Origin of the sequence: Gluconobacter sp. Dm-62, assembly GCF_018256155.1 — a bacterium.
GTDB lineage: Bacteria > Pseudomonadota > Alphaproteobacteria > Acetobacterales > Acetobacteraceae > Gluconobacter.
The window spans coordinates 52,891-79,890 of record NZ_JAERLY010000004.1; the positions used below are offsets into that span (position 1 = coordinate 52,891).

Annotated in this window: 31 protein-coding genes; 4 read left to right on the top strand and 27 right to left on the bottom strand. The window is 59.3% G+C overall.

All coding sequences use genetic code 11. The features are described 5' to 3' along the window. The 6 genes from argB to rpmH all read right to left on the bottom strand — a co-directional run bounded on the left by argB (position 1) and on the right by rpmH (position 4,285). Positions 1-960 carry an acetylglutamate kinase gene (gene argB / locus JK202_RS06215; RefSeq protein WP_211559299.1) on the bottom strand — a complete coding sequence of 320 codons (960 nt, stop codon included), beginning with the start codon at positions 958-960 and terminating at the stop codon, positions 1-3. Next, positions 957-1,640, bottom strand: a complete 684-nt coding sequence (yihA, locus tag JK202_RS06220; protein ID WP_211559669.1) for a ribosome biogenesis GTP-binding protein YihA/YsxC — start codon at positions 1,638-1,640, stop codon at positions 957-959. The genes argB and yihA overlap by 4 nt, the downstream gene beginning before the upstream one ends. Before the next feature lie 26 nt (positions 1,641-1,666). After that, on the bottom strand, positions 1,667-3,400 hold the full coding sequence (yidC, locus tag JK202_RS06225; RefSeq protein WP_211559671.1) for a membrane protein insertase YidC: 1,734 nt from the start codon (positions 3,398-3,400) through the stop codon (positions 1,667-1,669). Between the two features lie 90 nt (positions 3,401-3,490). Next, positions 3,491-3,730, bottom strand: a complete 240-nt coding sequence (gene yidD / locus JK202_RS06230; protein ID WP_349291835.1) for a membrane protein insertion efficiency factor YidD — start codon at positions 3,728-3,730, stop codon at positions 3,491-3,493. An 8-nt stretch (positions 3,731-3,738) separates the two neighbouring features. Continuing rightward, the gene (gene rnpA / locus JK202_RS06235; protein ID WP_211559673.1) at positions 3,739-4,140 is read right to left on the bottom strand and encodes a ribonuclease P protein component; all 402 of its coding nucleotides are present in this window, start codon (positions 4,138-4,140) and stop codon (positions 3,739-3,741) included. 10 nt (positions 4,141-4,150) lie between these two features. Further along, positions 4,151-4,285 (bottom strand): 50S ribosomal protein L34, encoded by a 135-nt coding sequence (gene rpmH, locus JK202_RS06240; protein ID WP_062033507.1) that lies wholly within the window; start codon positions 4,283-4,285, stop codon positions 4,151-4,153. A 146-nt stretch (positions 4,286-4,431) separates the two neighbouring features. Here rpmH and JK202_RS06245 point away from each other — a divergent pair, with 146 nt between their 5' ends. Beyond that, positions 4,432-4,665, top strand: coding sequence for a hypothetical protein (locus tag JK202_RS06245; protein ID WP_249199741.1), 234 nt, complete (start codon positions 4,432-4,434; stop codon positions 4,663-4,665). Here JK202_RS06245 and gloA read toward each other — a convergent pair. The 19 genes from gloA to rpoZ all read right to left on the bottom strand — a co-directional run bounded on the left by gloA (position 4,649) and on the right by rpoZ (position 23,073). Beyond that, complete coding sequence (gene gloA / locus JK202_RS06250; protein ID WP_211559303.1) at positions 4,649-5,038, bottom strand: lactoylglutathione lyase; 390 nt, start codon at positions 5,036-5,038, stop codon at positions 4,649-4,651. The genes JK202_RS06245 and gloA overlap by 17 nt on opposite strands. Beyond that, on the bottom strand, positions 5,035-5,880 hold the full coding sequence (locus JK202_RS06255; protein WP_211559305.1) for a UDP-2,3-diacylglucosamine diphosphatase LpxI domain-containing protein: 846 nt from the start codon (positions 5,878-5,880) through the stop codon (positions 5,035-5,037). The genes gloA and JK202_RS06255 overlap by 4 nt, the downstream gene beginning before the upstream one ends. Positions 5,881-5,882: 2 nt before the next feature. Beyond that, positions 5,883-6,740 (bottom strand): acyl-ACP--UDP-N-acetylglucosamine O-acyltransferase, encoded by an 858-nt coding sequence (lpxA, locus tag JK202_RS06260; RefSeq protein WP_211559677.1) that lies wholly within the window; start codon positions 6,738-6,740, stop codon positions 5,883-5,885. A 5-nt stretch (positions 6,741-6,745) separates the two neighbouring features. Beyond that, positions 6,746-7,222 carry a 3-hydroxyacyl-ACP dehydratase FabZ gene (fabZ, locus tag JK202_RS06265; protein WP_211559307.1) on the bottom strand — a complete coding sequence of 159 codons (477 nt, stop codon included), beginning with the start codon at positions 7,220-7,222 and terminating at the stop codon, positions 6,746-6,748. 142 nt (positions 7,223-7,364) lie between these two features. After that, a complete protein-coding gene (lpxD, locus tag JK202_RS06270) occupies positions 7,365-8,414 on the bottom strand; it encodes a UDP-3-O-(3-hydroxymyristoyl)glucosamine N-acyltransferase (RefSeq protein ID WP_211559679.1) in 1,050 nt (349 codons plus the stop codon). 20 nt (positions 8,415-8,434) lie between these two features. Further along, complete coding sequence (locus JK202_RS06275) at positions 8,435-9,340, bottom strand: OmpH family outer membrane protein (protein WP_211559309.1); 906 nt, start codon at positions 9,338-9,340, stop codon at positions 8,435-8,437. A 52-nt stretch (positions 9,341-9,392) separates the two neighbouring features. Beyond that, the gene (bamA, locus tag JK202_RS06280) at positions 9,393-11,861 is read right to left on the bottom strand and encodes an outer membrane protein assembly factor BamA (RefSeq protein WP_211559311.1); all 2,469 of its coding nucleotides are present in this window, start codon (positions 11,859-11,861) and stop codon (positions 9,393-9,395) included. Positions 11,862-11,993: 132 nt separating this feature from the next. Continuing rightward, positions 11,994-13,094, bottom strand: coding sequence for an RIP metalloprotease RseP (gene rseP / locus JK202_RS06285; protein ID WP_211559314.1), 1,101 nt, complete (start codon positions 13,092-13,094; stop codon positions 11,994-11,996). Beyond that, entirely contained in the window at positions 13,087-14,313 is a 1,227-nt protein-coding gene (gene dxr, locus JK202_RS06290; RefSeq protein ID WP_211559316.1) for a 1-deoxy-D-xylulose-5-phosphate reductoisomerase, read from the bottom strand. Before dxr ends, rseP begins: the two co-directional genes overlap by 8 nt. Further along, entirely contained in the window at positions 14,306-15,157 is an 852-nt protein-coding gene (locus tag JK202_RS06295; protein ID WP_211559317.1) for a phosphatidate cytidylyltransferase, read from the bottom strand. The genes dxr and JK202_RS06295 overlap by 8 nt, the downstream gene beginning before the upstream one ends. Continuing rightward, the gene (gene uppS, locus JK202_RS06300; protein WP_211559319.1) at positions 15,154-15,861 is read right to left on the bottom strand and encodes a polyprenyl diphosphate synthase; all 708 of its coding nucleotides are present in this window, start codon (positions 15,859-15,861) and stop codon (positions 15,154-15,156) included. Before uppS ends, JK202_RS06295 begins: the two co-directional genes overlap by 4 nt. 68 nt (positions 15,862-15,929) lie before the next feature. Further along, positions 15,930-16,496 carry a ribosome recycling factor gene (frr, locus tag JK202_RS06305; protein WP_211559322.1) on the bottom strand — a complete coding sequence of 189 codons (567 nt, stop codon included), beginning with the start codon at positions 16,494-16,496 and terminating at the stop codon, positions 15,930-15,932. Between the two features lie 68 nt (positions 16,497-16,564). Beyond that, a complete protein-coding gene (gene pyrH, locus JK202_RS06310; RefSeq protein WP_408872144.1) occupies positions 16,565-17,305 on the bottom strand; it encodes a UMP kinase in 741 nt (246 codons plus the stop codon). Between the two features lie 112 nt (positions 17,306-17,417). Next, on the bottom strand, positions 17,418-18,305 hold the full coding sequence (gene era / locus JK202_RS06315) for a GTPase Era (RefSeq protein WP_211559324.1): 888 nt from the start codon (positions 18,303-18,305) through the stop codon (positions 17,418-17,420). A 25-nt stretch (positions 18,306-18,330) separates the two neighbouring features. Further along, complete coding sequence (gene rnc, locus JK202_RS06320; RefSeq protein WP_211559326.1) at positions 18,331-19,065, bottom strand: ribonuclease III; 735 nt, start codon at positions 19,063-19,065, stop codon at positions 18,331-18,333. Beyond that, positions 19,062-19,856 (bottom strand): signal peptidase I, encoded by a 795-nt coding sequence (lepB, locus tag JK202_RS06325; RefSeq protein WP_211559328.1) that lies wholly within the window; start codon positions 19,854-19,856, stop codon positions 19,062-19,064. The genes rnc and lepB overlap by 4 nt, the downstream gene beginning before the upstream one ends. 30 nt (positions 19,857-19,886) lie before the next feature. Continuing rightward, positions 19,887-20,339 (bottom strand): holo-ACP synthase, encoded by a 453-nt coding sequence (acpS, locus tag JK202_RS06330; RefSeq protein WP_211559330.1) that lies wholly within the window; start codon positions 20,337-20,339, stop codon positions 19,887-19,889. 4 nt (positions 20,340-20,343) lie between these two features. After that, positions 20,344-22,641 carry a bifunctional (p)ppGpp synthetase/guanosine-3',5'-bis(diphosphate) 3'-pyrophosphohydrolase gene (locus JK202_RS06335; protein WP_211559332.1) on the bottom strand — a complete coding sequence of 766 codons (2,298 nt, stop codon included), beginning with the start codon at positions 22,639-22,641 and terminating at the stop codon, positions 20,344-20,346. Between the two features lie 36 nt (positions 22,642-22,677). Next, a complete protein-coding gene (gene rpoZ, locus JK202_RS06340; RefSeq protein ID WP_211559334.1) occupies positions 22,678-23,073 on the bottom strand; it encodes a DNA-directed RNA polymerase subunit omega in 396 nt (131 codons plus the stop codon). Positions 23,074-23,272: 199 nt separating this feature from the next. Here rpoZ and JK202_RS06345 point away from each other — a divergent pair, with 199 nt between their 5' ends. Together JK202_RS06345 and JK202_RS06350 are read left to right on the top strand one after the other, a co-directional pair. Continuing rightward, positions 23,273-23,884, top strand: coding sequence for an NYN domain-containing protein (locus JK202_RS06345; protein ID WP_211559336.1), 612 nt, complete (start codon positions 23,273-23,275; stop codon positions 23,882-23,884). Continuing rightward, a complete protein-coding gene (locus JK202_RS06350; protein WP_211559338.1) occupies positions 23,881-24,444 on the top strand; it encodes a hypothetical protein in 564 nt (187 codons plus the stop codon). The genes JK202_RS06345 and JK202_RS06350 overlap by 4 nt, the downstream gene beginning before the upstream one ends. A 38-nt stretch (positions 24,445-24,482) precedes the next feature. Here the strand turns inward: JK202_RS06350 and msrQ are convergent, their stop codons facing one another. Continuing rightward, the gene (gene msrQ, locus JK202_RS06355; protein ID WP_211559340.1) at positions 24,483-25,109 is read right to left on the bottom strand and encodes a protein-methionine-sulfoxide reductase heme-binding subunit MsrQ; all 627 of its coding nucleotides are present in this window, start codon (positions 25,107-25,109) and stop codon (positions 24,483-24,485) included. Further along, positions 25,109-26,047, bottom strand: coding sequence for a protein-methionine-sulfoxide reductase catalytic subunit MsrP (gene msrP, locus JK202_RS06360; RefSeq protein ID WP_211559342.1), 939 nt, complete (start codon positions 26,045-26,047; stop codon positions 25,109-25,111). Before msrP ends, msrQ begins: the two co-directional genes overlap by 1 nt. An 80-nt stretch (positions 26,048-26,127) precedes the next feature. On the opposite strand from msrP, the gene JK202_RS06365 reads away from it, so the two are divergent. Next, positions 26,128-27,000: an NAD(P)-dependent oxidoreductase gene (locus JK202_RS06365; protein WP_211559344.1), complete on the top strand. Its 873-nt coding sequence runs from the start codon at positions 26,128-26,130 to the stop codon at positions 26,998-27,000.

The following is a 27,000-nucleotide window of genomic DNA, read 5'->3' on the forward strand; positions in this document are numbered from 1 at the left end:
TTACGCCTTGATCAGCGTTCCCGGCCCTGCCCGCGTGAACAGCTCCAGCAGGCAGCTATGCGGCACCCGTCCATCCAGAATCACGGCGGCCTTCGCACCCTTGCGCACTGCCTCGAGACAGGTTTCGACCTTGGGGATCATGCCCCCCGAAATCGACCCGTCCGCAATCCGGCGCAGGGCCTCTTCCGCACTCAGTTCCTCAATGAGCTTGCCGTTCTCATCCAGCACACCCGGAACATCCGTCAGCATCAGCAGACGCGACGCATGCACCGCACCGGCAATTGCACCGGCCGCTGTATCGGCATTGATGTTGTAGGTCTCGCCGTCCTCGCCAACACCCACCGGCGCGATTACTGGGATCAGACCAGAACCTAGCAGGGCATACAGAACCCGCGGATCAATCTTCTCCGGCTGCCCGACAAATCCCAGGTCAATAACCTTTTCGATTTCGCTGCCCGGGTCGCGCTTCGTGCGCGTCAGACGGCGCGCCTGAATCAGCCCACCATCCTTGCCGGAAATACCAACAGCCAGCGCGCCAGCCCGGTTGATCAGATCGGCCACCTGCTTGTTGACGCTGCCCGACAGAACCATCTCGATTACGTCGACCATCGACTTGTCGGTCACCCGCAGCCCGTCGATGAACTCCGAACGGATCTTCAGCCGGTCCAGCATCGCACTGATCTGCGGACCACCGCCATGCACAACGATCGGATTGATCCCGACCAGTTTGAGCAGGGAAATATCATAGCCAAACGCATGCGCCAGCTTGCCCTCACCCATGGCATGACCGCCATATTTGACGACAATCGTATCCCCTGCATAGCGCCGCAGGAACGGCAGCGCACTTGAAAGAATGGCGGCCTGCTGCTGGGCCTCTTCCGCATTCACGACAGGCGCCACGTCGGGCCGCTTTTCGCTGTGAGTCTTGCTGCGATTTTCGATGGGGGTCTTACTGGTCATGATCCGGACTGTCCTTCCCCTGACGTCTGGAGTGGCAGGGCAAAACGGGCAATTTCCGCCCGCAGATCCTCGATCCCGAACCCGGTCTCGCTGCTGGTGGAAATAATGCGAGGATACGCGGCAGCATGCTTGAGCGCCAGCGCCTCGACTTCCGCAGTCTTCGCAGCAAGCGCTTTGGGCTTCACCTGATCGCACTTGGTCAGCACGATCTGGAACACCACGGCCGCCCGATCCAGCAGCTCCATGACATCCTTGTCAGACGCCTTGAGCTCGATCCGCGCATCCAGAAGCAGGATAACCCGCTCCAGCGTGGTGCGCCCGCGAAGATAGGCGAACATCATGTCCTGCCAGTCTTCCTTGACCGACTTCGCCGCCTTCGCAAATCCGTAACCCGGCATATCCACGAGAGACAGCCGATCCGCCAGATTGAAGAAATTGAGCTGCTTGGTCCGACCCGGCTCGGACGACGCCCGTGCCAGCGCCCGACGCCCCGTCAGAGCATTGATGAGGCTCGACTTGCCAACATTGGACCGTCCGGCAAAAGCCACTTCAGGCCGGCCAACGGGAGGAAGCTGGTCGATCTTCTGCGACCCGAAGAAGAACTCGCATTCCCCCGCGAACAGAAGCCTGCCGTCCTCGATCTGGGCCTCGGTCGGAGGCCCAGGGATTTCCTTGATCATGTCCTGCTTCATGCCCTGATCCCGCCTCAGGTCCGGGACACCGGAACGGGCAGCCCGGTCCGACGCTGGATGAAGAGCTGCTGCGCAACCGTCAGAAGGTTATTCCACGTGTAGTAAACCAGAAGACTGGCCGGGAAGCCGGACATGAAGAACACATAGGCCAGCGGCATGAACTGCATCACCCGCGCCTGTGCCGGATCAAGGCTTGCCGTCGAACTCGTCTGACGCTGCAGCAGCCAGAACGTCAGACCCAGCGCCGTGCCCCAGATGCTGACATGCAGGAACGACGAGTAGTGCGTCGGATCAAACGGCAGCAACCCGAACAGATTGAACACGTTCGTCGGGTCCGGCATCGACAGATCGCGGATCCAGCCAAAGAACGGCGCATGACGCGCATCGATGCTGATGTTCAGAATCTTGTACAGACAGAAGAAGATGGGCGCCTGAATCAGCATCGGCAGACAGCCGCTCGCCGGGCTCACCTTTTCTTCACGATACAGCGCCATGACCTTCTGGTTCATGGCCATCGGATCGTCCTTGTTCTTCTCCCGGATCTCCTTGACCTTCGGCGCCAGCAGACGCATCCGCGCCGAAGACTGGGCAGCCTTGGAAGCCAGCGGGAAGAGAACGATCTTGACGATCAGCGTCAGCGCCATCAGCGCGAGGCCGAAATTGCCCAGATGCAGATACAGCCAGTGGAGCAGCGTCAGCAGCGGACGGGTCAGGAAACTGAACCAGCCGAAGTCGATCGCCTTGTCCAGATCCGGAATCCCGAGCTGCTTGCTGTAGCCTTGCAACAGGCTGACAACCTTCGCCCCAGCAAAAACATGGCTCTTCTCGGTGACGGAACCATTCGGCATGATCTGCTGTGCGCTCTGGGTGGCCATACCCACCTGATACGACCCCGGTGTGCCCGGAACGTAAGCGAAGCTCGCCGCAACAGGCGTACCGTCAGCCGGTGCCACGGCCGTCAGCCAGAACTTGTCGCTGATGCCATCCCAGCCAGTCGTGCCCGTGGACGACCAGGACACATGATCCGGATGGTCAGCCCCCTTGCGCAGATTCTTGTAGCTCTCGTCCTGCATCCGGCCACCAACGACGGCGATCGGACCTTCATGCGCGGTGAAAGCCCCTTCCGGCGCATCGTAATCACGCTGTACACGCTCGAACGGCACAAGCGCCACCGGCTGCCCGGAATGGTTCTCAACCGTCTGGCTCACGGCGAACATGTAGTGCGCGTCCAGACCGATCTGGATGGAGAACACCAGCCCCTGCCCGTTATCCCAGTGCAGCGTCACCGGATGATCCGGCGTCAGCGTCTCGTCCGCGCTTTCCCAGACCGTGTTCAGGTCCGGCACGCGGGCGTTGGAGCCTGGAGCATTCGTCCAGCCGATCACGACAAAATTGGGATGCGCGCTCCCCGCGTTGTCCAGCAGCCGCACCAGCGGGCTGTCCTTGGCAAGGGTCTCGCGATATTTCGTAAGGATCAGATCATCCAGCACAGCGCCCTTCAGATTGAGGGAACCCTGCACATCCGGCCCTGTCACCGGAATACGCCGCGCAGAAACCTGCGCCTGCGAAGCCGCATCAGGCGCGGCGTCAGAGGCAGACACAGCAGGCGTGCTGCTCTGAACCTGCGCTGCAGGCGCATGGGTGACGGGGTGGGGATCGTCCTGATGGGGCTTCGGCATGAAATAATCGAAACCGATCAGGATAAGGGCCGAGAGAAGTGTGGCCGCAATAATGCGCTTGATGTCCATCGGGCGGATGCCGGTCTTTCGTCTCACTGAATAGGGCTTGCGCCTCAAGTGGCCGAAAACCGCATTCAAAACAATAGCTGAAGGGCGTTTTTAATGCCGGTGTGGCTTCGGAGGCAGGTCCCTGCCCCCGTCAGACCAGGGGTGACAACGCCCGATCCGGCGTATCGCAAGCCATCCCCCGCGCACCGGCCCATGCTCACGGATCACCGTCAGCGCATAGGAACTGCATGTCGGATCGAACCGGCAGTTGGTACCAATGAAGGGGCTTATGAACAGCTTGTAGGCATCAATCAGCGACAGCATCAGGGCCGTAACGGCTTTCCTGATCACGGACGCAATCATTTCGCCCGGCCCCGGCCTTTGCCGGAATGTACAGTGGGATTTTCCCGGAAATTGACATCCAGTCCCTTGCGAAGGGCCTGACGCAGATCGTCCTTGAGAAGAGAAAAATCCCGCCCCCGGGTCCTGTCCCGTCCGATCAGGACGAAATCTCCGGAAGGCAGACCGTCTTCCCGCGCAACAAGGCGAAGGGCCTCGCGGAGGCGACGGCGGGTGCGGTTACGGATGACAGAATTACCGACTTTTTTCGTGACCGTGAAACCAACACGGGTTTCGGTCGCTTTGTCATCCGGCAGGATCTGCACAACCATACCGGGAGTGGCGACCTTGCGTCCCTTCCCGGCCACACGCAGAAACTGCGGCCGTTTTTTCAAACGGCCCGGTGTGTGAGTCGTGCCGATCGGGTCAAACTCAGGCGGAGAGCTTCTTGCGACCCTTGGTGCGACGGTTGGCCAGCACGCGGCGGCCGCCGACGGTTTCGCTACGCGTACGGAAACCGTGACGACGCTTGCGAACCAGCTTAGAGGGTTGATACGTGCGCTTCATGACGTTGATCCTTAAAAAACCAGGCGGACGCCTCAATTGTGGACATCCGCGTCGATCGGGCGCACGAAACGCCCGGTGATTGAGACCCGGGCTTGTAAGCACGCAGGCCCTTCATGTCAATGCTAGACCTACAGGAACTTCAGCTTATGACCGAGTCCAGCAACAGATCCCCTTCAGCAGCAGCAGTTCCTGCTCCCGAACGCCCTCAGGATTGCGGAACCTTCCGCCATGACCTGCGCAACGCGCTCGCCCCCGCCCTGCTCTGCGCCGATATTCTCGGCTCACACAAGGACAAGGCGGTCCAGCGCAACGCCCAGACCATTATCGATGCGCTGGAAAATGCCCTGAAACTGCTGAAAAATTCTACTTCTTCTCGATAAGCTCGATCTTGTAACCGTCCGGGTCCTCGACGAACGCAATGATGATCGTCCCGAACTTCAGCGGGCCGGCCTCACGCGTCACCTTCCCGCCCCCGGTACGGACCGTCTCAACAAGCGCACCGACATCGGGCACACCAATCGCAAAATGCCCGAACCCGGTTCCAACCTCGTAATCGGAGTCCTGATCCCAGTTATAGGTCAGCTCGATCTCGGCCTGCCCATGCTCGTTATCGGCGAATCCGATGAAGACGAGCGTGTAGCGCCCTTCCCGAACTTCCTTGCGACGCAGCTCCTTCATCCCGAGAAGCTTGTAAAATGCCAGACTCCGGTCGATATCCCGGATTCTCACCATCGTGTGCAGAAACGTGCTCATTCGTTATCCTTCAGATCTTCCGGCGTAAGCCCATACAGGAACAGCCCATAACGATCCGCCAGCTTCACACAGCCCGCAGGGTCCGTCATGAGCGTCACTCCGGGCTGGAACGCAACGCCCCGCAATCCGTTCCGGGCCGCGTTCTCCAGCGTCTCCGGCCCGATCGTCGGCATGTCCGCCCGAAGGTCCTGCCCCGTCTTGGGCATTTTTACCAGAACCCCACCACTTCCCGCCTGCATCAACCGCCCACACCGTCCCAGCATGGCATCCGTCCCCTCCAGAGCCTCCACTGCCAGCACGAGTCCGTTCTGGACAACACATCCCTGCCCGATGTCGAGGGCTGCCATCACCTTCAGAACATCAACGCCGCGGGCGATATCCTGCTTGGCCTGCGCATCGGGAAGCACACGGCCAAGAGTACCAGACCGGCCGGTGGCATGTTCGAGGAACTCGTGGGCGCCGCGGACGTGAAAGCCTTCTTCGCCAAGAACACGGACGACGGCACCGAGAAGGCCGTCATCTCCCGAGAAGATGGCGCGGCCCAGGCGTGCTAGAATGCGCGCGCCTTCCGCATCGGGACGCAGATCGCGCCAGGCGGGGCGGCGTACTGGTCCGATCAGAACCAGTTCACGACAATTGTGACGTTTGAGAGAACCGAGAATGTCACCCGCTGCGGCAAGGCGGATAATTTCGTGCGGATAAGGCTCCAGAAGTGCGCGGTCAGCAAAATCGCGGAAACCAATAACGAAAACCTTGCGACCCTTTGCGATGGCTGCGGCAGCGACTTGCGCGGGGAGTGGCCCCGAGCCCGCCAGAATGCCGATGCAGCCACGATCTGCCACGGTCAGGCGCCTTCGGTTTCGGACTGTCCTTCCTGACGCGCAACACGTGTCAGGCCTCGACGACTTGGAGCCTCCATGAAGTCCAGCATCTCGGCAATACGTGGGAGATGACCGTATTCCTGCCTGACTTCAGAAATACGGGTTTCCAGAACGGCTTCCGTAGCGCCATGACGCGGGTACAGTGTACGAAAAGCGCGTCGCATGGCCTGCATTTCCTCGGGCCCAACGCCGGAGCGCTTCAGGCCGATCCAGTTCAGGCCAACCAGACGGGCACGGTTTCCCAGGACACTTCCGTAGGGAATGACGTCCATTTCCACGCCGCAGACACCGCCAACGACAGCACCGCGTCCAATCCGGACGAACTGGTGCAACGCGGCGGACCCCATGATCTTGGCATCATCGTCAATTTCAACATGGCCACCCATGACGACGTTGTTCACGACAATTACACGGTCGCCGAGCACACAGTCATGGGCAATATGAGAATTGGCCATGATCAGACAGTTTGCGCCGATACGCGTCAGGGCATGTCCCTGCGCCGTACCACGATGAATCGTAACGTTCTCACGGATGACAGTGTTGGCGCCGACCTCGCACAGCGTGGGTTCACCAGCATATTTGAGATCCTGCGGAGCCAGCCCGATCGTTACGAATGGATAGACCTCAATCCCCTCGCGCAAGGTCGTATATCCATCCACAAGCACAGAAGCATGCAGGCAAACTCCGTCCCCGATGGTGACGTTGGGGCCAACGAGGCACCAGGGTCCGATACGCACGTTCTCGCCGATCCGCGCGCGCGGATCGACAAGGGCAGTCGCATGGATTTCAGCGGTTTCAGGGCGCTTGCCTGCCATCTGCATAAGGGTCAACCCATGATCATCGCACTGAAGGTCGCTTCGGCAACAGAAACGCCATCAACGCGCGCTACGCCTTTGAATTTCCAGACATTGGCGCGGGAACGCTCTTTGTCGACATGGATGCGAAGCTGATCTCCCGGACCGACCGGGCGGCGGAATTTCGCGTTTTCGATTGTCATGAAATAAACCAGCTTGCCTTCGAATGCCTTGCCGAGGGTCATGACAACCAGTGTTGCCGCAGTCTGGGCCATGGCTTCCACGATCAGCACGCCGGGCATGACAGGGTGGGACGGGAAATGTCCCTGGAAAAACGGCTCGTTGACCGTGACATTCTTGATGCCAATAGCCGACTGTCCAGCATGGATTTCGACCATTTTATCGATCAGCAAAAACGGATAACGATGCGGGATCGACTGCATGATCTGCAGGATGTCGATGCTCTCGGGAAGCTGATGGCTTTCTGCGGTATCTGTCGCGGGTGTCATCTGTTCAACTGGAGCGTCCACTCGGTCCATCGTTTCACCATGCCCTTCAAGCGGTATTGTCTGTCATAAGCTGCTCTGCGGCAGCGCGTATGGCTTCCCTTAGCAAACCTGAGGGGGAGTTACCATCCGCGCGGCAGGAGAGCTAGTCGCCGCTTTTGCGGGAAAGCTTTCGCAGAGTGGCAACATTCCGAAAAAACTCACGAAATGGCATGGCAGGACTGCCAATCACGTCCGCACCGGCATCTACATCCGACATCACGCCGCACTGAGCACCAATCCGGGCTTTCGTGCCAATCTTGATATGCCCAATCAAGCCAGCCTGCGCTGCGATTGTCACGAAATCGCCCAGTTCTGTTGAACCTGAAATCCCGGCCTGTGATACGACAATACAGCAGCGTCCCAGACGGGCGTTATGGCCAATTTGCACAAGGTTATCGATGCGAGTGCCCGCACCAATCAACGTGTCACGCATGGAGCCACGGTCGATGGTGGAATTGGCGCCAACTTCGACCCCGTCTTCCAGTACAACCAGTCCAAGCTGTGGAACCGTTTCAAACCCTTCTGGTCCAACGGCAAAACCGAACCCGTCCTGCCCGATGCGAACCCCTGGATAAAGCGTTACGCGGTCACCAATGCGGGCGTGCGACAGAGTAGCCTGAGCGCCGATGCGGCACCGTGACCCGATCTCAACGCTCTGGCCGACACTTGCGTGGCTGCCGATAATGGTATCCCGACCGATACGCACGCCGCTACTGATTACAGCGAAAGGGCCAATTTCGACATTTTCGCCAATCTCGGCGTCATCAGCGATCCACGCGGTTGGATGATGGATCCCCGTGGAAGCCGGGTCTGGGTGAAACAGCGTTGCAACGCGGGCCCAGGCAAGATACGGCGCCTTGCAGACCAGACCGGCCGTATCGGGCGGAAGCTTGTCAGAAAATGCTGGCGACAGAATAACGGCGCCTGCTTTCGTTTCCGCCAGAAGCGGCAGATAACGACGGTTGTCGAGAAAGCTGATTTCATCCGGGCCCGCAACGTGCAGGGGCGCAACGCCACGGAATTCGGACAGCCCCTTACCGGAGGCGGCCGTGACGACTTCGCCGCCTGAAACTTCTGCGAGCCGCTCCAGACCAAAAGGTCCGGAGCGCTGGAAGAAACGGCCATCACCTGGGCGGGTCTCGTTTGTTGTCATGTCAGACACGGCCTGTCGTCTCAGTGATGCTGACGAAGCACCGACTCGCTCGGTGCAGAGGCAGGGGCCTGCTGCGGCGCAGGCCCCTGGGCCTGACGCTGCTCGTCAGCCGTGGTGGGCATCTTGCCGGAACGTGCAAGCTGTTCAGGATCCACACCATCATCGGGGATGAAGACATGTGGCAGCGTCTTGTTGAGCTGGGCACCGACTTCCTCGGTAATGTCCTGGCCACCAACGTGCAGAACGACCTGTTCGGCATGCAGGATCAGGTTCATGTTATGCGCAGCCGCAACAGCGGCAATAATGCCGTTGGGCTCTTCCAGTTCCCGCTCGATCTGGTGCATGGCGACCTGAGCCGCCTCCTGAATCACGCGAGCCTGTCCACCGAAATCGTGCTGATCCTTGGCACGACGCTCCTGAAGATGACGCTCACGCAGTTGGATCTGGTCGGATGTCAGGCTGCGAGCCTGCGCCTGCAACTTCTGCTGCTCACCACGCCATGCAGCTTCTTCACGCTGGACAGCCTGAGCTAAACGATCACGACGGGCACCCAGAACCTGCTGGATTTCCTGCCAGGCGCTGGAAATCTGCATGACTGCCTGCACATTGATCACACCAATGACTGCGGCAGGAGGAGGAGCAGCTTTTGCAATACTCGGGGGCGCCGGGATGGGAGGCAGCGGCAGGACTGGAGGCGCCTGCTGCTGATCGTTTGGAGCGGCTTCTTCCTCCTCGTCCGGCGCAGCTTCCGGTACGCGACGCTGAACTGTGCGCGGTGGGGGGGCGTCAGGGTGAGCGGCCTTTGGAACGAACCAGCCGCCATTGCCGCTTGCCGCCTGGGCGTGAGCCCCCGGAGTGGAGACAAGCATCGTCGCTGCCAGAAGCGCGCCAGCCGAAACCGTGCGCATCAGGGAATTGAGGGTCATGACCACCTCTTGGCAAGGGGTTGAAGAACGGGATGGCAAGGATTCAGACAGCTTAGAACTGCTGTCCAAAACCGAAACGCAGCGGGTACAGACGGTCACCATGTTCTTTGCGGATCGGCACGGCACCATCGATATTGACGAGCCCGAACGGGCTCTTCCATGAGACACCAAGACCGCCCGAGACGCGTGGAATCAGGTTATCACCCGTGATCGGGGTGTAGTTGTCACCGTCATTCGTGCGGTTCGTGTACAGATGCTTCACGCGCAGACCTGCAAGACTACCGGCATCGATAAAGCCGCGACCCGAGATCCCTAGGTCATCGCCCATAGGCATCGGGAAGTTAAGCTGCGCGGAGGCCGTATACATGAAACGACCGCCGAGAAGATCTTCCTGTCCCTGCGCCGGGATATAGACACCGTTGATCTTGAGATGTCCCGAACGCGGCCCGACGCCACCCTGAAGGAATCCTCGCAGGTTTTCACCACCAAGATAGAAGTTATCGATGATGTTGCGGTTTCCGTTAGAGCTCCAGTCCCCCATGTAACCGACGCCACCCTTGAACTGGAAGGTCCAGTCATGGTTTCCGGTCAGGTCATCAAGCGGAACGTAATAAGCGCCATCGGCTTTTACGCGGGCATATTTCGAGTTTCCACCGAGACCGGCAAAATCACCGCCGACCTTGAACATGTAGCCACTATGTGGATTCATACGACGATCGCGACGATCGTAGGTGACGGACGTACTGATCTGGGACAGCAGCGACCATCCGGCAGACTGCTGAACGTAAATCGAAGGAACCCACTGGATCAGCGACGGATCTGCCGCGACGGTAGCCGCGTCATAGAAGTTGCCAACCTGACGATCGACGAGCGTATAGTTCCAGGACTGCGACAGGTAGCGGTTATACGCGTAACCCAATCGCAGGCTCATACCGTACTGGGATTCTTTATAGCTCTGATACGTCTGGTAGTTATTCTGGATGAAGTAGAAATCGGCACCGGCCACGAGGTTCCGGTTCAGGAAGTATGGATCCGTGATCGAGATGTCGGCCTGCTTTTCATAGTAGGCGACCGTACCGGAGATACCCGCATCCACGCCCGTTCCGAGCAGGTTGTGCTGCTTGATCGAGGCATTGCCTAGAATACCAACGTCTGTCGAATAACCGCCACCCAGCGAGAATTCACCGGTTGGCTTCTCAACCACGTTTGCAGAAACGTTTACGCGGTCCGGCGCGGAACCCTGTGTCTGGTCAACGGAGACGGAGCTGAAATACCCGAGATCCTGAAGACCAAGCTTGGAATATTTACGGTCAAACGGGGTGTACGGGTCCCCTTCCGCCATCGGCAGGTTCCGGCGGATCACATCATCATGGGTAATGGTATTGCCGTTGATGTCGATGCGCTCGACGTACACATGCGGACCTTCAGTGACGTCGAACAGCAGGTCAACGATATGCTTTTCCGGATTCCGGGCGATTTCTGAACGCACCATGGCGAACGGATGGCCGGTAGCCTGCAGCCATTCCTGCATGTTCTTGGTGTTGGTCTGGATCGCCGTACCGTCATAGACCTGATGCGGGAACAGTTCGACATGCGGACGCAGCATATCGGACGTCACATGCCGCACAGTTGAGCGGACATCCATCTTGCCCAGACGGTAACGGTCACCCTCGTGAATGGTGAAGGTGATGTAGAAAGATTTGTGATCCGGAGCCAGCTCGCCAGTTGCGTCGACCATATGGAAATCGACGTAACCGTTATGCAGATAGAAGCGGCGCAGCAGCTCGGCGTCATACTTCACGCGTTCAGGATTATATTCATCCGAGGATGAGAAGAAGCGGTACCAGATCGTCTCTTTGGAAGAAATAACCTGTGAAAGTCTCGCTTCACTGAATGCGTGATTTCCGACAAACACAATTTTCTTGATGAGTGTCTGCTGGGCCTCATTGATGTTGAACACCACATCAACGCGGTTATGTGACAGCTTGACGATCTGCGGCGTGACGGTCGCGCCAAAGCGAGCCTTGCCGGCGTACTGGTTCAGGATCTTCTGGCGGTCTGCCGCGGTCGTCTGGGCTGAGAATACGGCGCGAGGACGAAGGCTGATCTCCTTGCGGAGATCCTCTTCCTTCAGCGCATGATTACCCTCAAATACAATACGGTTGACGATCGGATTTTCGACAAGATCCACAAGAAGCGTGTTGCCGTCGCGATGCAGCGTCACGTCCTTGAACAGGCCGGTGGCGTAAAGCGTCTTCAGCGAGCGGTCGAGGTCGTCCTGATTGAATGTGTCACCTGGCTGGGCGACCATGTAGGACAGCACCGTACTCGTCTCGATACGGGTATTCCCCTTAACCGAGATGGCCTGAATGATGTTTCCACCGGGGGCTGATGCCGGGGCCTGATGACGAACGGAACGCGCCTGGGCCGTTCCGAGGACGACCGGCAGCAGGCAGGCTGATGCGAGAAGCACCAGACGCTTGTTCGAAGACCGGGAACCTCTTGACCGTGATCCTGACAAACCGGCTTTCCTTGTAACATATTTTTTGCAGGCGACTGACACGTTACGCCATTGGCGGAGGTATCCGATAACCCCTACCCCGCGCAAGATGCCCTGACGTGTTCAACTGTATCACAAGTCTTTTCAGAATATTTAGCTTACTGCGTGAAAGAGCCAGTGGAACAGTCCGATATTGGTCAGATCGTTGACCGTTGAAAAGAGAAAAAGAGCGCCAATCAGAGCCATTCCGACCTGCATGCTCACTTCCTGAACCCTGCGTGAGACAGGGCGTCCACGGATGGCTTCACAGACATAAAACACAAGACGCCCCCCATCGAGCACGGGAATGGGAAAGAGATTGATCAGCCCGAGATTGATCGAAAGCAGTGCCATGAAGGAAATAATGCTGGCCAATCCATAGCTGGCGACCTGCCCGGACAGTTGCGCGATGCGAATCGTACCGCCCAGCTCCTTCGCGCTTCGCTGGCCACTAAGGATCTGCCACACGCCCTGAAGCGTCATGACCGATTTGTCCCATGTTTCCTGCATGCCCATGATGAAAGCTGAAGGCAGGGAAACGGGACGACCACGTGAGATGGCGAATGCTACGCCAAGGCTCCCCATCTCGTGACCATCATTCTTCAAAGTATCAAGCGTGACTGGAAGGCTTAGCTCTTCAGTGCCGCGATGGATGCCAAGGACTGTTTGCTGCCCAGGATGGGCTGCGACGGTCGCCATGACATCTTCGGCACCCAGAATATGCGTGTTTCCGATCCGGGTAATGACATCGCCCGGCTTCACTCCTGCACGCTCTGCGGGGCTTCCGGCGGTGACCTGCGAGATATCCCCGTGAATTTCAGGCTTTCCGACTACAGCGAAAAGGACCGTGAAAGCCAGGATGGCGAAAATGAAGTTGAAGACTGGGCCCATAAGAATGACGATGGCCCGTGACCCTACGGATTTATCATGAAAGGTCCGTCCTGGAATCCACGCAGCTTTCTGTTCCTCGGTTGCGTCTTCTGGCCCTTCAAAACCATGTGGCTTGACGAACCCTCCCAGAGGAATGGCGCTGATACGCCATTCGGTACCGGATTTGTCATGCCAACGGTGCAACGCAGGGCCAAAGCCGATGGAAAAGGTATCAACTTTCACACCCCGCCAGCGCGCGGCAAGATAGTGTCCGAGCTCATGGATGAAGACGAGAATGCCCAAAATCAGGACATACGCCAGAACGGTCCGTAAAAGATCATGCATTCAGGGCGGTCTCACTCACGTCGTTTCGCAGACGCCCACTTTCCCGAAGGATATGGGCTTCTGCGAGAGCGCGGCCCCGGGCGTCCCAGAGCAGCACGTCATCAAGGGTCTTGAGTTCCGGGTTTTCGTCCATGGCCTGTAGCGCCGCATCAATTGTCTCGCCAATACCGAGGAAGCCAATGCGACGATTGAGGAAGGCCTCTACAGCCACCTCGTTTGCGGCGGAGAAAACGGCTGGTGCCGCGCCGCCTGCCCGCAGAACCTGTCGGGCAAGACGAAGGGGAGCAAACCGCACCTCGTCAGGGGCTTCAAACTCCAGACGACCATAGGCTGCAAGATCGAGGCGCTCACAAGGTGTGACCATGCGCTTTGGCCAGGCGAGCGTGTGAGCAATGGGAATACGCATGTCGGCCGAACCCATCTGGGAGACGAGGCTGCCATCGCGGAACTGCACCAGCCCGTGCACGACGGACTGCGGATGTACCAGAACGTCAATCCGGTCTTCAGTCAGACCAAACAGGCGAGCGGCTTCAATAACTTCCAGCCCTTTGTTTGCCATGGAGGCAGAATCGATTGTGATCTTGGCACCCATCGTCCAGGTCGGGTGCTTCAGGGCCTTTTCAGGAGTGGCTGCACGCATTTCTTCAAGGGATGATTTACGAAAAGGCCCGCCAGACGCCGTCAGAATGATTTTCTCGACGCTATCCATGTCGCAGACACCAAGGGACTGGGCGATGGCGTTGTGTTCCGAATCAACGGGCAGCAGGGTGGCCCCGGCTTCGGCGACCGCGCGCAGCATGACATCGCCCGCGCAGACGAGTGCTTCCTTGTTGGCGAGAGCCACGGCGTGGCCATTGCGGGCAGCAGCGAGGGTTGGTTCCAGACCTGCGGCCCCCGTGATCGCAGCCATGGTCCAGTCGGCTTCCATGGCGCCGGCTTCGATGACGGCCTGACGGCCAGCAGCGGTACGGATGCCTGTGCCTGCGAGGCAGGATTTCAGCTCCTCGTGACGGCTTTCGTCATGAATGACGGCGACTTCAGCGTTCAGACGCCGGGCCTGTTCGGCCAGGAGTGCCGCGTTGCAGCCTCCCACAAGAGCGCGTACCTCGATCTCATCCGGAATTCGGGCCAGCAGATCGACCGTGGATGTCCCGATGCTGCCGGTGCTGCCGAGTACCGTGATGCGGCGTCGTGCTTGGCGCGCAGAACCGTCAGTCATGAGAAGAACTCCCCTGAAAAATGGATGAGTGAGCAGAACCGTCAGTCAGGTCTGCAGGCATGATGGACCAGAAAGGCTGCGCGGACACAACGAGCGACAGAAGGGCGGCAGCGGGAGCCGCGGCGAGGAGCCCGTCGAAGCGGTCCAGAAGGCCGCCATGTCCGGGAATGAGGCGTCCTGAATCCTTGACGCCAAGACGGCGTTTGGCTGCGCTTTCCAGAAGGTCGCCACTCTGGGAAAATACGCTCAGAATTGCGCCACAGATCAGGCCACCAAACTGGGTGCCCGGGACTGTCAGCCAGGCAACCAGCCCTCCAGCCAGCGCCGAGCCAACCAGACCTCCGATTGCGCCAGAGCGTGTTTTTCCCGGTGAAATCGAGGGAGCCAGCTTGGGGCCGCCAAAAATACGACCGGTCAGATAGGCGAAACTGTCGCTCGCGATTACGACGGAAATGACGAAAAGAACGGACGCCATGCCAAGCGGCAGGTGTCGCAACCACAAAAGTGACAAGCCACCAATAATGGCGATGACCACGGGTACGCTGGCCGGAAACCCGAAGATCAGTGTGGGCCAGATCATCCAGAAGGCTGCGCTCCATTCTCCTTTCAGAGCCGCAAAACCGGCGATGACGGGCCAGGCCAGCAGGAGACAGCCACGCCATGTTTTCAGAGGCTGCTGGATGAGGGTTTCGCCTTCCCAAGCCAGACCGAACATGGCGAGCAGGATCAAAGCGTCATAGACCGGGCCACCCTGCCAGATGCAGAGCGCTGCAACGGGGATCAGCACTGCGGCGGACAGCAGGCGCAGGCGCAGGTCTGACCATCTGGCTGAGGCGGTGCTCATGCCGGACGACCGCCAAATCTGCGCTGGCGGCTTGCGTAACGTGAGAGCGCCTCAAGGAATTCGGCTTCACCGAAATCAGGCCAGAGCACATCCATGAAGACGAGTTCGGCATAGGCACTCTGCCAGAGCAGGAAATTGGAGAGCCGACACTCACCGCTGGTGCGGATGACCAGATCGGGATCGGGCATGTCGGATGTCTGAAGCGCATCGTCGAGCATGTCTTCACTGATGCTGTCAGCCGCGATTTTGCCCGCCACGGCGTCTTCGGCGAGGCGACGGGCGGCCTGCACGATATCGGCGCGGCCACCATAAGACAGTGCGAGCGTCAGGGTCAGGGTCGTGTTGTGAAGCGTCAGGGCTTCGGCCCGGCAAAGTTCTTCGCGCAGGGAGCCCTCGAACCGTTCCGGCTCACCGATGATCCGCAGCCGCACGCCCTGGGCATGAAGCTCGTTGATCTTGTGTCGCAGATAGAAGCGCAGCAGCGACGTCAGATCTCCGACCTCTTCTGCGGAACGGCGCCAGTTTTCCGACGAGAATGCGTAAAGCGTCAGGTAACGCACGCCCTGACTGATGGCAGTCCGAACGCATTGCTGCACGGATTCGGCACCCTGCCGATGCCCTGCGACGACCGGCAGCCTGCGCGCACGTGCCCAGCGGCCGTTCCCGTCCATAATCATGGCGATATGGACGGGAACGGCGCTCACGCCCCCTTCCACTGGGGAGGGGGTCGCACGTTCCGTTCGGGGAAGAAATCCAGCAGACAAGTGCGCAATCAGACCTGTTTGATCTCGCGTTCTTTGTCCGCGAAAATATCGTCGACCTTCTTGATGTACTGATCCGTCAGCTTCTGGACGGCATCAGTCCAGGTCTTCATGTCGTCCTGGCTGATCTCGCTCTTCTTTTCCAGCGCCTTGGTCTGCTCCATGCCGTCACGACGCACGCCGCGCACCGAAATCTTGCCGTTTTCAGTATATTTGGCAGCCGCACGGGCCAGTTCGTTGCGGCGCTCTTCGGTCAGGGCCGGAATGGGAACGCGGACCGTCTGACCGTCCGTGGACGGGTTAAGGCCGAGGCCGCTGTCACGGATGGCGCGCTCGACGGCGCTCACGACCGTACGGTCCCAGACGGAAACCGTCAGCATGCGGGCTTCAGGAACGGCAATGGACCCTACCTGCGACAGCGGGACTTCGGAACCATAGGCTTCGACGCGCACCGGCTCCAGAAGGTTAGGGCTGGCGCGCCCAGAACGCAGACCGGAGAGGTCACGGCGCAGGCTTTCGATCGCGCCATCCATGCGGCGGGTCAGATCGGCGAGGAGGTCGTTCAGGTCAGCAGACATGAGCTGTTCCTTTCAGTTCGACGTTGGTCTCAGGACAGAACCTGAAGATTTCGTTGAAAATGCGGAGATCAGTCCGCTTCGATAATTTTGGTGAAGAGTCCTTCACCACGCATGACGGCCCCGAAGGAGCCGGGAGCATGCATGTTGAAGACCACGATGGGCAATTTGTTTTCACGCGCAAGACTGATGGCGGCGGCATCCATGACGTTCAGGTCACGCGCCAGAACCTCAAGATAGGTCAGGCGATCATAACGCTGGGCGTCCGGATTGCGACGGGGATCAGCGGAATAAACGCCATCCACCTGCGTGCCCTTGAAGAGCGCATCGCATTCCATTTCGTTGGCGCGCAGGGCCGCGGCGGTATCCGTCGTGAAGAACGGGTTGCCGGTGCCGGCGGCGAAAATGACGACGCGGCCTTTTTCCATGTGGCGCACGGCGCGGCGGCGGATATAGGGCTCGGCAATGGCGGCCATCTGGATGGCGGTCATGACGCGCGTCTCCATGCCGCGACGCTCAAGCGCGTTCTGCAGCATCAGCGCGTTGATGACGGTGGCCAGCATGCCTGCATAGTCACCCTGCGCACGGTCCATGCCCTTGGCTGCGGCAGCGAGGCCGCGGAAGATGTTGCCACCACCGACAACGAGGCAGACTTCCACTCCGGAAGCCACCACATCGGCGATATCGGCGGCAACTGTGTCCACCATTACGGGGTCTACCCCTGACGGTCCGTCGCCCATAAGTGCCTCACCGGACACCTTGAGCAGGACGCGTTTGTAGGAGGGGCTCTGTTCTCGATTTTCGGTCATCATGCCCGTCTCTGGCTGGAAGTGTCTTGACGTGCGCCTGTCATACAGACGTGGCGGGATTGGAACAAGCGATGTCAGGATCGCCGGATTTTGAATGCTCCGGCACCTGCCTTTTTCAGTCATCCAGACCAATGGCACGAAGCCGGGCCTTCTCTTCATCCCACCCCGCACGTTCCTTGACGTTCAGGAAGAGGTGGCACTTGCGATCCAGAAGTTCCTGAAGCTCCATCCGCGCCCGGGCGCCGAGGGACTTGATCTTGTGCCCCCCCTCACCGATCAGGATGGCTTTGTGACCGGGACGAGAGACGTAGATCGTCACCTCGATCCGGACCGAACCATCCGGGCGCTCCTTGAAGCTCTCGGTCTCGACAGTTGCCTGATACGGGATTTCCTCATGCGTCTGCATGAAGATTTGCTCTCGAACCAGTTCTGCCGCCAGCAGTCGATCCGGCAGATCTGTCAGATCGTCTTCCGGATAAAGGAAAGGACCTTCGGGCAGCTCCGCGGCCAGACGGGCCATCAGGTCGCTCACGCCCTCGCCTGAACGGGCGCTCAGCATGAAGACATGCTCCACACTGATCAGACTGCCGATTTCCTGCGTCAGAGGCAGCAGCTCGCCACGCTCGACGAGATCCGTCTTGTTCAGCACCAGCCAGATTCGGCCCTTGCTTCCGGACAGCTTGGCGATGATTTCGCGGACATCCTCACGCAGACCGGATTTTGCGTCCACCAGCAGCAGCGTCAGATCCGCATCCTGCGAACCGGACCAGGCGGCGTTGACCATGGCCCGGTCAAGGCGACGGCGGGGTTTGAAAATGCCGGGCAGGTCGACGAGGATGATCTGGGCATTGTCCTGCATGACGATGCCGAGCGTCCGAAAACGGGTCGTCTGGGCCTTGGGGCTGACGATGGACAGCTTGGCTCCGGCAATCCGGTTGAGCAGGGTGGATTTCCCCGCATTCGGAGCGCCGACGAGAGCCACGAAACCGCAGCGCGTGGTCATGTTCTGATCCTTTATTGATGACATCTCAGGACGCCACATTCTGACCGAGGTGTTTCAGCAGGGCGGTTGCCGCTGCGCTTTCTGCCAGCCTCTTGCTGCCGGCTTCTCCCGTCCCCGTATGCCCCATGGTCGTGACGCTGACGCGAAAGACCGGAGCATGAGACGGACCGTCCGATGACAGGAGTTCGTAATTCGGGAGCGGCAGACCCTGAGAGAGCATGTATTCCTGCAGCAGGGTCTTGGGTTCCTTGTGTGGGCGGTCGGCGCTTTCGATCCTGGACTGCCAGTATTGATGCACCACCCGACGAGCCGGCTCCAGGCCGCCATCGAGATACAGTGCACCAAGAAGGGCCTCCATCGCGTCTGCACGGATGCTGGAAAGACGCCTGATGCCAGCATCCTCTTCATGGGGCGAAATCTGAAGCGAGGCGGAAAGACCGACCTGATCGGCGATTTCGGCCAATACCGTGCGCGAGACCAGATGAGCGTGACGGGGGCCAAGAGCGCCTTCCTGCTCGTCGGGATAACGCTCGAGCAACCACTCGGCCATCAGCAGACCGAGAACACGGTCCCCAATGAACTCAAGACGTTCATTGGAGCCGCTGCCCTTGGGACGCTGGTTTCGACGGGAACGGCGTGGATCACGACCGGAGACAGCTGAACGATGCGTCAACGCTTCGTTCAGTAGTTCTGGCTTTGCAAATCTGTGTCCAAGCGCCGTCTGCATTGATGCGAGGGCTTCTGAGGAAGAAAGTGTCATGTGACGGAATGCAGAAAACGGTTCCAGCGGATTTCGGTTGGCCAGTACCAGAACTGCCAGGCCGGGTGACGCATATCCATGGAGAACAGGACGATAGGCGCGCGGCCCACAAGGTTCTGCATCGGAACAAAGCCAAGATCGTCCGGACCGTCGCCCTGGAAACGGCTGTCGGCGCTGTCGTCACGGTCATCACCCATGGCGAAGAACGACCCCTCCGGCACGACATATTCAGGCGTATCGTTGGCGAAGCCCTCATCCGTCAGCTTGAGAATGTCATGCTCAACGGTGGGACGCCCCGCACTTCCGGGCAGGCTCTCGCGATAGCGGTCACCGCTCAGGAGGCGATTGTTCTCGTCCAGCACTTCGTAATGACCAAGCGATGTGCGCGGGACTTCGATGCCATTGAGGATCAGCTTGCCCCCCGTGACCTGAATATGGTCGCCGGGCAGGCCAATGATGCGCTTGATGTAATCGACCGACGTGTCGCGCGTGAACCGGAAGACCGCAACGTCACCACGATGCGGCGTGGAGTTCAGGATCCGGCCGCTGAACACGTTCGGGGAGAACGGGAAGGAGAACCGGGAATAACCGTAGCTGAACTTCGAGACCAGAACGAAATCCCCGATCTGCAGCGTCGGAATCATCGAACCGGACGGAATATTGAAAGGCTCCACCACAAGGGAGCGCACGGCAAATACGGCCAGCAGCAGCACGCAGAAATAGCGGATGCTCTCACCAAGCGTCTCTTCGCGGCGCGCAGGCTTGTCGCCAGCACTTTCTGAACCCTGCACGGGCCTGTTCTCCTTGATCATAGGACGCTCTTAACCCAGCTTGGCGGCGTTGGCGAGCGGTTCAATCCGCGCTGGCGACAGCAGTGGGACAGATTGGATGATGACCTGCGCGAGGGCAAAGGGCGGATCATCCGTCAGACTGACCAGAAGCTGCGCTTTCTGACCTGACGGCGTCAGTCTCTGCAAGGCCTCCCGCGCGCCTCCCGAGAGTTGAAGTTCAGGAGCGCCACTCGGACCATTACAGACCCCGATATTCTGAAGCTGCACGCCGTGAGCGAAACCCGTCCCCAGCGCTTTCGCGCAAGCTTCCTTCGCCGCCCAGCGCTTGGCGTAGCTGCCCATACGCGCTGCACCCGAAAGACGGTCAGCATGAGTCCGCTCAGCGTCTGTAAAGACGCGCGTGAGGAACCGCTCACCGAAGCGATCGACGCTCTGTTCGATGCGCGAGATCATGCACAGGTCCGTCCCCATGCCGAGTATCACGTCCTCACCCCTTGGCGCGCTCGACCTGCATGACCCCTACAGCCGTCCGGAAGGCTGCAATCATGGATGAGAGATGGCGCAGATCTTTCACTTCAAGATCAACAAGAATTTCCATGAAATCGAGCTGACGATTCACGATCTTGAGGTTGATGACGCTACCATTATGCTTGGCCGCCACATTGGTCAGGGTTGCCAGCACCTCAGGCTCGTTGGCAGCCACCACCGACAGACGCGCTGTGTAAGGTTCAGCCCCCTGACGACGGCCCAGGGCCTCATAGTCCCAGTCCACTTCCAGGAAACGCTCGGGAGTATCCGCAAAGCTGGACAGGTTCTGGCAACCGCGGCGATGAATGGTCACGCCCTTGCCCTGGGCGATGATCCCGACAATCGGATCGCCGGGCAGCGGACGACAGCACCCTGCAAAGCTGATGGCGATCCCCGAACCGATTCCCTTGATCGTGCTCCCGGAATGGGACGCAGTATTTTTGGAACCGGCATGCCCTGCGCCAAGCATAATGGACTGACCAAACCGCGGGGACAGGCCGGGGACCATTCGTGGCGCACGGACGCTCTGCCGCAACTCCGGATACGCCGTGTTAACCACGTCCTTGGGGCCGAGCTGCCCATTCCCGACGGAAACATACAGATCTTCCACCGAAGCCTGACGCAGTTCCTTGAGAATCCCGTCGAGGACCTTCTCGGAACCGTCCACACCCTCCTGACGGAAAGCCTTGGCGATGGCGGCGCGACCATTATCGAGATGGACCTGACGTTGCTGCTGGGCCACGAAACGACGGATACGGGCACGGGCCTTGCCGGTTGCGACGAAGCGCTCCCAGGATGGCGACGGCGTCCCGCCGCGAGCCGTCATGATCTCGACCTGATCGCCATTCTGCAGTTCGTGCCGCAGGGGCAGCAGGCGACCGTTAACCTTCGCACCGACGCAGGTATCGCCGACCTGACTGTGCACGGCATAGGCGAAATCGACGGGCGTTGCGCCACGCGGCAGGGAAATCAGCTGCCCTTTGGGGGTGAAGCAGAAAACCTGGTCCTGATACAGTTCGAGCTTGGTGTTTTCGAGGAATTCGTCGGGAGCCTGACTGTCCTCGAGAATTTCCAGCAGATCCTGAACCCAGCGTAGTTTGCGGGTCGGCGCACCGAAGGCTGAAGACAGGGCTGCGGCTTCACGCTCGCTCGGCGTTGCGTGTTCTTTATAGGCCCAGTGCGACGCCACGCCGTTTTCAGCCAGATCATGCATTTCGGCGGTCCGGATCTGGACCTCGATCTTCTGGTTGCGCGGATGACGCAACGTCACGCCAGTATGAAGGCTCTGATATCCGTTGGCCTTGGGCGTGGAAATGTAATCCTTGAAGCGCCCGGCAATCATTGGGTAGGCACCGTGGATCGCGCCGAGCGCCATGTAGCAGGCATCGCGCGTAGGCACGAGCAGACGGAACGCCATGATGTCCGAGAGCTGCTCGAACGCCACGTTCCGGCGCTGCATCTTCTCCCAGATCGAATAGGGCGACTTTTCACGCCCCGTGACCTCAACCTTGTCGATCCCGGTTTCGGCGCACAGGGCCATCAGTTCCTGACGGACCTGCTCGATGACATCCGCCCCCTGCCCGCGCAGGAAGTTCAGGCGCGCACGGATCGTCGCGTCGGCTTCAGGCTCAAGCTGCGCAAAAGAGAGATTCTGAAGCTCCGTCTTAACGCGATCCATACCGATGCGCTCGGCCAGAGGCGCATAAATATCCATCGTCTCGCGGGCGATACGCTGCCGACGGTCGGTCCGCTGCACGTAATGAAGCGTGCGCATGTTGTGCAGGCGATCCGCCAGCTTGACGATCAGGACGCGGATATCCCGCGACATGGCCAGAACGAGCTTGCGGAAATTTTCAGCCTGCTTGGTGCGATCGGACTGGAGCTCAAGGCGCGTGAGCTTTGTCACGCCATCGACGAGAGCCGCCACATCCTCGCCGAAACGGGCCTTCAGGGAGTCACAGGAAACGCCAGTGTCTTCAACCGTATCATGCAGCAGACCCACCATGATCGACGTCGCATCCATGCGGAAACCGGCGAGGATGTTTGCAACAGCGATAGGGTGGGTGATGTAGGCATCGCCATTGTCGCGGCGCTGCTCGTTATGAGCATTGGCTGCGACATCATAGGCAGCTTCGATCCGGGTGAGATCGGCAGACGGATCGTAGCTTTCGATCCGCCGAAGCAGTCCGGCGATGGACGGCTTGAAGTCTCCGCTCGCTACGGGCGGAGGCGCAGTCGGAGGAGATGCATCAGGCATGAAGCATATCCTCCCTTCAGTGAACTTGGGCAGAGATCAGCGACGACCCCGGCCACCCAGTTCGGCTTCAATGGCAGCGGCTTCGTCAGCAGACATGTTTTCTGCCATGTGAGCGTGCTCTTCCTCGGTGGAAACATCCTGCAGACCAAAGATGTTCTGGTCGGTCGGGATAAGGTCCAGCACTTCTTCGTCAACAGGCTCCGGCTCGGGCGCGCGGGCCAGGGAGCGGATGATGCCGTCACGCAGGACGGGCAGGCTCACCTTGTCTTCGGCGATTTCGCGCAGGGCGACGACGGTGTTCTTGTCGTTTTCACGATCCAGACGGATTTCCTCACCGCGCGACAGGCCACGTGCGCGCTGGGCGGCAAGCAGAACCAGTTCGAAACGGTTAGGAACCTTCTCGATGCAATCTTCGACGGTTACGCGCGCCATGCGACAGGCCCCCTTCGGGTAAGACAAGGAATAAAATAATAGAGAAAGCTGGCAATAACATGCGGTTCATGCGAATGCAATCCGCACCTGCCTCACCTCCGGAATTGAACCTGAGTGCTTCCAAGCTCGTTCGCAGCTGGAAGGCAGCCTCTGCCCCTGTCGCACAGGGAAACATATTTTACATACCAGGATTATCATTATGCTTCTGCGCCAGAACGAACGTACTGCCCTTTTCATCGACGGCGCCAGCCTCCACCACGCAGCCCGCAACTTGGGCTTTGAAGTCGATTTCCGCAGCCTGCGCAAACTGTTTGAAGCCGAATGTCTTTTTCAGCGGGCCTTTTATTATGCCGCGATGCCCGAAACAGATGACTACTCTCCGCTCCGCCCCCTGACCGACTGGCTGGCCTATAACGGCTATCATCTCGTTCTGAAAAATGCTCGGGAGTTTACGGATCATTCAGGAAGACGGCGTATCAAGGGAAATATGGATGTCGAACTGACAGTGGATCTTCTGGAACAGGCTGGCCGCCTCGATCACGCGGTGATCGTGAGTGGTGATTCTGACCTGCGACGCGCCGTGGAAGCGGTCCAGGCACGTGGGGTCCGGGTTACTGTCATTTCCTCGATGCGCTCGACGCCCCCCATGATCGGGGATGACCTGCGACGTCAGGCAGATCTGTTTGTGGAACTGGCCGATATCGCCCCGTCGTTTACGCGACGTCAGGCGGAACCGCGCAACACCCCATCCCGACAGGGGCCTGTTCGTCATCCTGCCGACATCAACAGTGACGAGAACAGTGATTCATGACACCTCGGGCTTCTACCGGATCGACCACCGCCTCTCCGCTTCCTCTTCCTGCGCTGGAAGGTAGCAGGTCAGGAATTGGGCCGCTTTCAGCCGAAATGCTGATTGTTTGCCTTGATCCGGAAGACGCTGTGGAGACTCTGGGCTCTTTTCTCCGGGCCAATCATATCGTTTTCGACGAAGCCGCCGCATTACCAGAGGACATTTTGGGGCGCATCACCTGTGTGATGCAGCCCCTGTCTCCCCAACCGCTGGCACTTCCCTCGGAGCTTGAAAGCTGTAGCGCCGCACTTTGTAACGAGCTGCAGAACATGCACCGCCTGAAACTGGTCCTGACGCTTGGGATCAGCGCTCATATCGCCGTGCTGGGAGCCTGTGGAATCCCGCTCTCGCGGCTTGATTTCCGTCCAGGCGAAATCACCCATCTTCCCGATGGTCTCCTTCTGGCAGATGGGTGTCACTTTCCGAGCGATTCCTTTCCCCCGGATATGCTGGCACAGCGTCGATCGGCCTTGACGGAACTCTCGCCCAAGATCCGCGCAGCTTTGCGACCAACTGCCTAACCCCTCGGCGCGTCCTGCCTTCCTGCGAACTTCACTGATCAAGCGCCGTTTTTTGTTTGCGAACGAGGCAGGAAACGGCTCAGAAGAAGCAGAGCCAGCACCCCGAGATAGGGGGCAGACACGCCGTTCAGGGTCTTGAAAGACATAAAAAAATGGATGCCTGCTAGTATTGCGGCAGGGTAGATCAGGCGATGGAGCAGCTTCCATCTCCGCTTGAGCCAACGCATTGACAAGGCATTGGACGTCAATGCGAGGGGAATGAGCAGAATGAGCGCGCTCATTCCCAGAATAATGAAATAACGGTGCGTGATGTCCGTCCAAAGAACGGTCCAGTCAAATCCGTGATCCAGCCCGACATAGGCGAGCAGATGGAGACTGGCGTAAAAAAATGCCAGCAGCCCGGCGAGACGCCGATAGCGAAGCAGGTTGATGCCAGTAAACCGCCTCATCGGCGCGAGAGCGAGACAGACCAGCAGAAAGCGGAAAGCCCATAGGCCAAGCGAGCGCTCAAAGACATTCACTGGATCAGCGCCGAGATCCCCGTGCTGCCCCTGCCAGACGAGCCAGGCGGCCGGCATCATACCGATCGGATACAGGATCAGACGCCAGTAGCGTTTCAGAGCACTGCCCCGACCGATGGAGCGAGGCGCGCGAATCTCAGGCATCAGAAGTTTTTCCGCAGGTCCATGCCGCGGTAAAGATCCGCGACCTGCTCGCCATAGCCGTTGAACATCAGGGTCGGCTGTCGTGAAGCGCCGAACAGGGAGTGGGAGCCGATAACCCGTTCGGTTGCTTGGCTCCAGCGGGGATGATCGACCTGTGGATTGACGTTGGCGTAGAAGCCGTATTCGTCAGGGGCCAGCCTGTTCCATGTCGCGGGGGGCTCGTGATCCAGCAGGCGGATACGCTGGATCGACTTTATGCCTTTGAAACCATATTTCCACGGCACGACCAGCCGGAGGGGCGCGCCGTTCTGGTTCGGGAGACTCTCGCCGTAGATGCCTAGCGCCAGCAGGGTTAACGGGTTCATGGCCTCATCCAGACGCAAGCCTTCAACATAAGGCCACTGAATGCCGGAAAGAGCTTCGTTCTGACCGGGCATTTCGGAGGGGCGCAGAACACTCTCAAAGGCGACATGCGTGGCGCGGGGATCGGGATCTGCGTCCTTCAGGAGGGACGCAAGCGGAATTCCATCCCATGGAATGACCATGGACCATGCTTCAACGCAGCGCATGCGGTAGATGCGCTCCTCGATTGCCGGGGAGCGCAGAAGCTGCTCCACATCCAGCCGGACCGGCTTGCGGACAAGACCCGTGATTTCCAGCGTCCATGGCAGCGGATGGAAATCCTGCGAATGGGCAGCAGGATCGCCCTTGTCCATGCCGAATTCATAGAAGTTGTTATAGTGGGTCACGTCTTCGTGTGGCGTAGGCGTAAGGCTTCCCGAATACGGCCAAGGATGTACCTTGAGCGACGCCGCATTTGCCGCGCCCGCAAGTGTCGTGAAAGCCGCTGCACCGCCGATGAGACTGCGTCGGGAGAGGTACATCTCCTTTGGAGTAATTTCGGATGGCAGGGGACGAGGGTAGCGAAAAAGCGCCATGATCAATTTCCGGACGTTACGAAACTCTGGCACCTATGATGCGTGAGTCTGTTGCAACGCATCATAAGGAGCCAATATCCATGCCCAGCCCTAAAATCGGTTTTATCGGCTACGGCGCAATGGCCCAGCGCATGGGGGCCAATCTCCGGAAAGCCGGTTATCCGGTCGTGGCGTTTGCGCCTTCGGGAGGCAAGGATGAGACGGAAATGCTCCCGTCTCCCCGCGCCATCGCAGAGGCTGCGGAAATTATCATTTTCTGTGTCCCGAACGATGCGGCAGAACACCAGTCCCTGTATGGCGAGAATGGTGCGCTTGAAGCTCTGACGCCGGGAAAACTTGTTCTCGACACATCCACCGTATCGCCAGATCAGGCTGATGCATTCGCGAGCCTTGCTGCCGAGCGAGGCTTTTCCCTGTTGGATGCGCCGATGTCCGGCAGCACACCGGAAGCCGAGACCGGCGATCTAGTCATGCTGGTGGGGGGCGATGAGGCGACGGTCAAGCGCGCGCAGCCGGTTCTGGACGTGATTGGCAAGCTGACAATTCATGCCGGGCCTGCCGGTGCGGCCGCGCGCCTGAAGCTGGTTGTGAATGGTGTGATGGGTGCGACGCTCAACATTGTTGCAGAAGGTGTGTCGTACGGGCTTGCTGCAGGGCTGGACCGCGATGTCGTGTTCGAGACGCTTCAGCAGGTGGCGGTCGTCAGTCCGCATCACAAGCGCAAGCTGAAGATGGGCCAGAACCGGGAATTTCCGTCGCAGTTTCCGACGCGGCTCATGTCCAAGGACATGGGTCTTCTGCTGGATGCCGGCCGCAAAGTGGGCGCGTTCATGCCGGGCATGGCGGTTGCCGATCAGGCGCTGGCCCTTTCAAACCGTCTGCATGCGGATGAGGACTACTCGGCCCTTATCGGTGCGATGGAACACAGCGTTGCCAATCTTCCCCATAAATGA

Excerpts from the sequence above, each read along its gene's own strand:
- frr (WP_211559322.1), bottom strand. The coding sequence starts at position 16,496 with ATGTCTGCTGACCTGAACGACCTCCTCGCCGATCTGACCCGCCGCATG.
- msrQ (WP_211559340.1), bottom strand. The coding sequence starts at position 25,109 with ATGCCTGAGATTCGCGCGCCTCGCTCCATCGGTCGGGGCAGTGCTCTG.
- lpxD (WP_211559679.1), bottom strand. The coding sequence starts at position 8,414 with ATGACAACAAACGAGACCCGCCCAGGTGATGGCCGTTTCTTCCAGCGC.
- JK202_RS06350 (WP_211559338.1), top strand. The coding sequence starts at position 23,881 with ATGACACCTCGGGCTTCTACCGGATCGACCACCGCCTCTCCGCTTCCT.
- JK202_RS06335 (WP_211559332.1), bottom strand. The coding sequence starts at position 22,641 with ATGCCTGATGCATCTCCTCCGACTGCGCCTCCGCCCGTAGCGAGCGGA.
- rpoZ (WP_211559334.1), bottom strand. The coding sequence starts at position 23,073 with ATGGCGCGCGTAACCGTCGAAGATTGCATCGAGAAGGTTCCTAACCGT.
- pyrH (WP_408872144.1), bottom strand. The coding sequence starts at position 17,305 with ATGATGACCGAAAATCGAGAACAGAGCCCCTCCTACAAACGCGTCCTG.
- dxr (WP_211559316.1), bottom strand. The coding sequence starts at position 14,313 with ATGACTGACGGTTCTGCGCGCCAAGCACGACGCCGCATCACGGTACTC.
- era (WP_211559324.1), bottom strand. The coding sequence starts at position 18,305 with ATGACCACGCGCTGCGGTTTCGTGGCTCTCGTCGGCGCTCCGAATGCG.
- gloA (WP_211559303.1), bottom strand. The coding sequence starts at position 5,038 with ATGAGCACGTTTCTGCACACGATGGTGAGAATCCGGGATATCGACCGG.
- JK202_RS06365 (WP_211559344.1), top strand. The coding sequence starts at position 26,128 with ATGCCCAGCCCTAAAATCGGTTTTATCGGCTACGGCGCAATGGCCCAG.
- JK202_RS06345 (WP_211559336.1), top strand. The coding sequence starts at position 23,273 with ATGCTTCTGCGCCAGAACGAACGTACTGCCCTTTTCATCGACGGCGCC.
- lpxA (WP_211559677.1), bottom strand. The coding sequence starts at position 6,740 with ATGCAGATGGCAGGCAAGCGCCCTGAAACCGCTGAAATCCATGCGACT.
- rnc (WP_211559326.1), bottom strand. The coding sequence starts at position 19,065 with ATGACACTTTCTTCCTCAGAAGCCCTCGCATCAATGCAGACGGCGCTT.
- argB (WP_211559299.1), bottom strand. The coding sequence starts at position 960 with ATGACCAGTAAGACCCCCATCGAAAATCGCAGCAAGACTCACAGCGAA.
- yidC (WP_211559671.1), bottom strand. The coding sequence starts at position 3,400 with ATGGACATCAAGCGCATTATTGCGGCCACACTTCTCTCGGCCCTTATC.
- JK202_RS06295 (WP_211559317.1), bottom strand. The coding sequence starts at position 15,157 with ATGAGCACCGCCTCAGCCAGATGGTCAGACCTGCGCCTGCGCCTGCTG.
- fabZ (WP_211559307.1), bottom strand. The coding sequence starts at position 7,222 with ATGACACCCGCGACAGATACCGCAGAAAGCCATCAGCTTCCCGAGAGC.
- rseP (WP_211559314.1), bottom strand. The coding sequence starts at position 13,094 with ATGCATGATCTTTTACGGACCGTTCTGGCGTATGTCCTGATTTTGGGC.
- msrP (WP_211559342.1), bottom strand. The coding sequence starts at position 26,047 with ATGGCGCTTTTTCGCTACCCTCGTCCCCTGCCATCCGAAATTACTCCA.
- rpmH (WP_062033507.1), bottom strand. The coding sequence starts at position 4,285 with ATGAAGCGCACGTATCAACCCTCTAAGCTGGTTCGCAAGCGTCGTCAC.
- JK202_RS06275 (WP_211559309.1), bottom strand. The coding sequence starts at position 9,340 with ATGACCCTCAATTCCCTGATGCGCACGGTTTCGGCTGGCGCGCTTCTG.
- yihA (WP_211559669.1), bottom strand. The coding sequence starts at position 1,640 with ATGATCAAGGAAATCCCTGGGCCTCCGACCGAGGCCCAGATCGAGGAC.
- JK202_RS06245 (WP_249199741.1), top strand. The coding sequence starts at position 4,432 with ATGACCGAGTCCAGCAACAGATCCCCTTCAGCAGCAGCAGTTCCTGCT.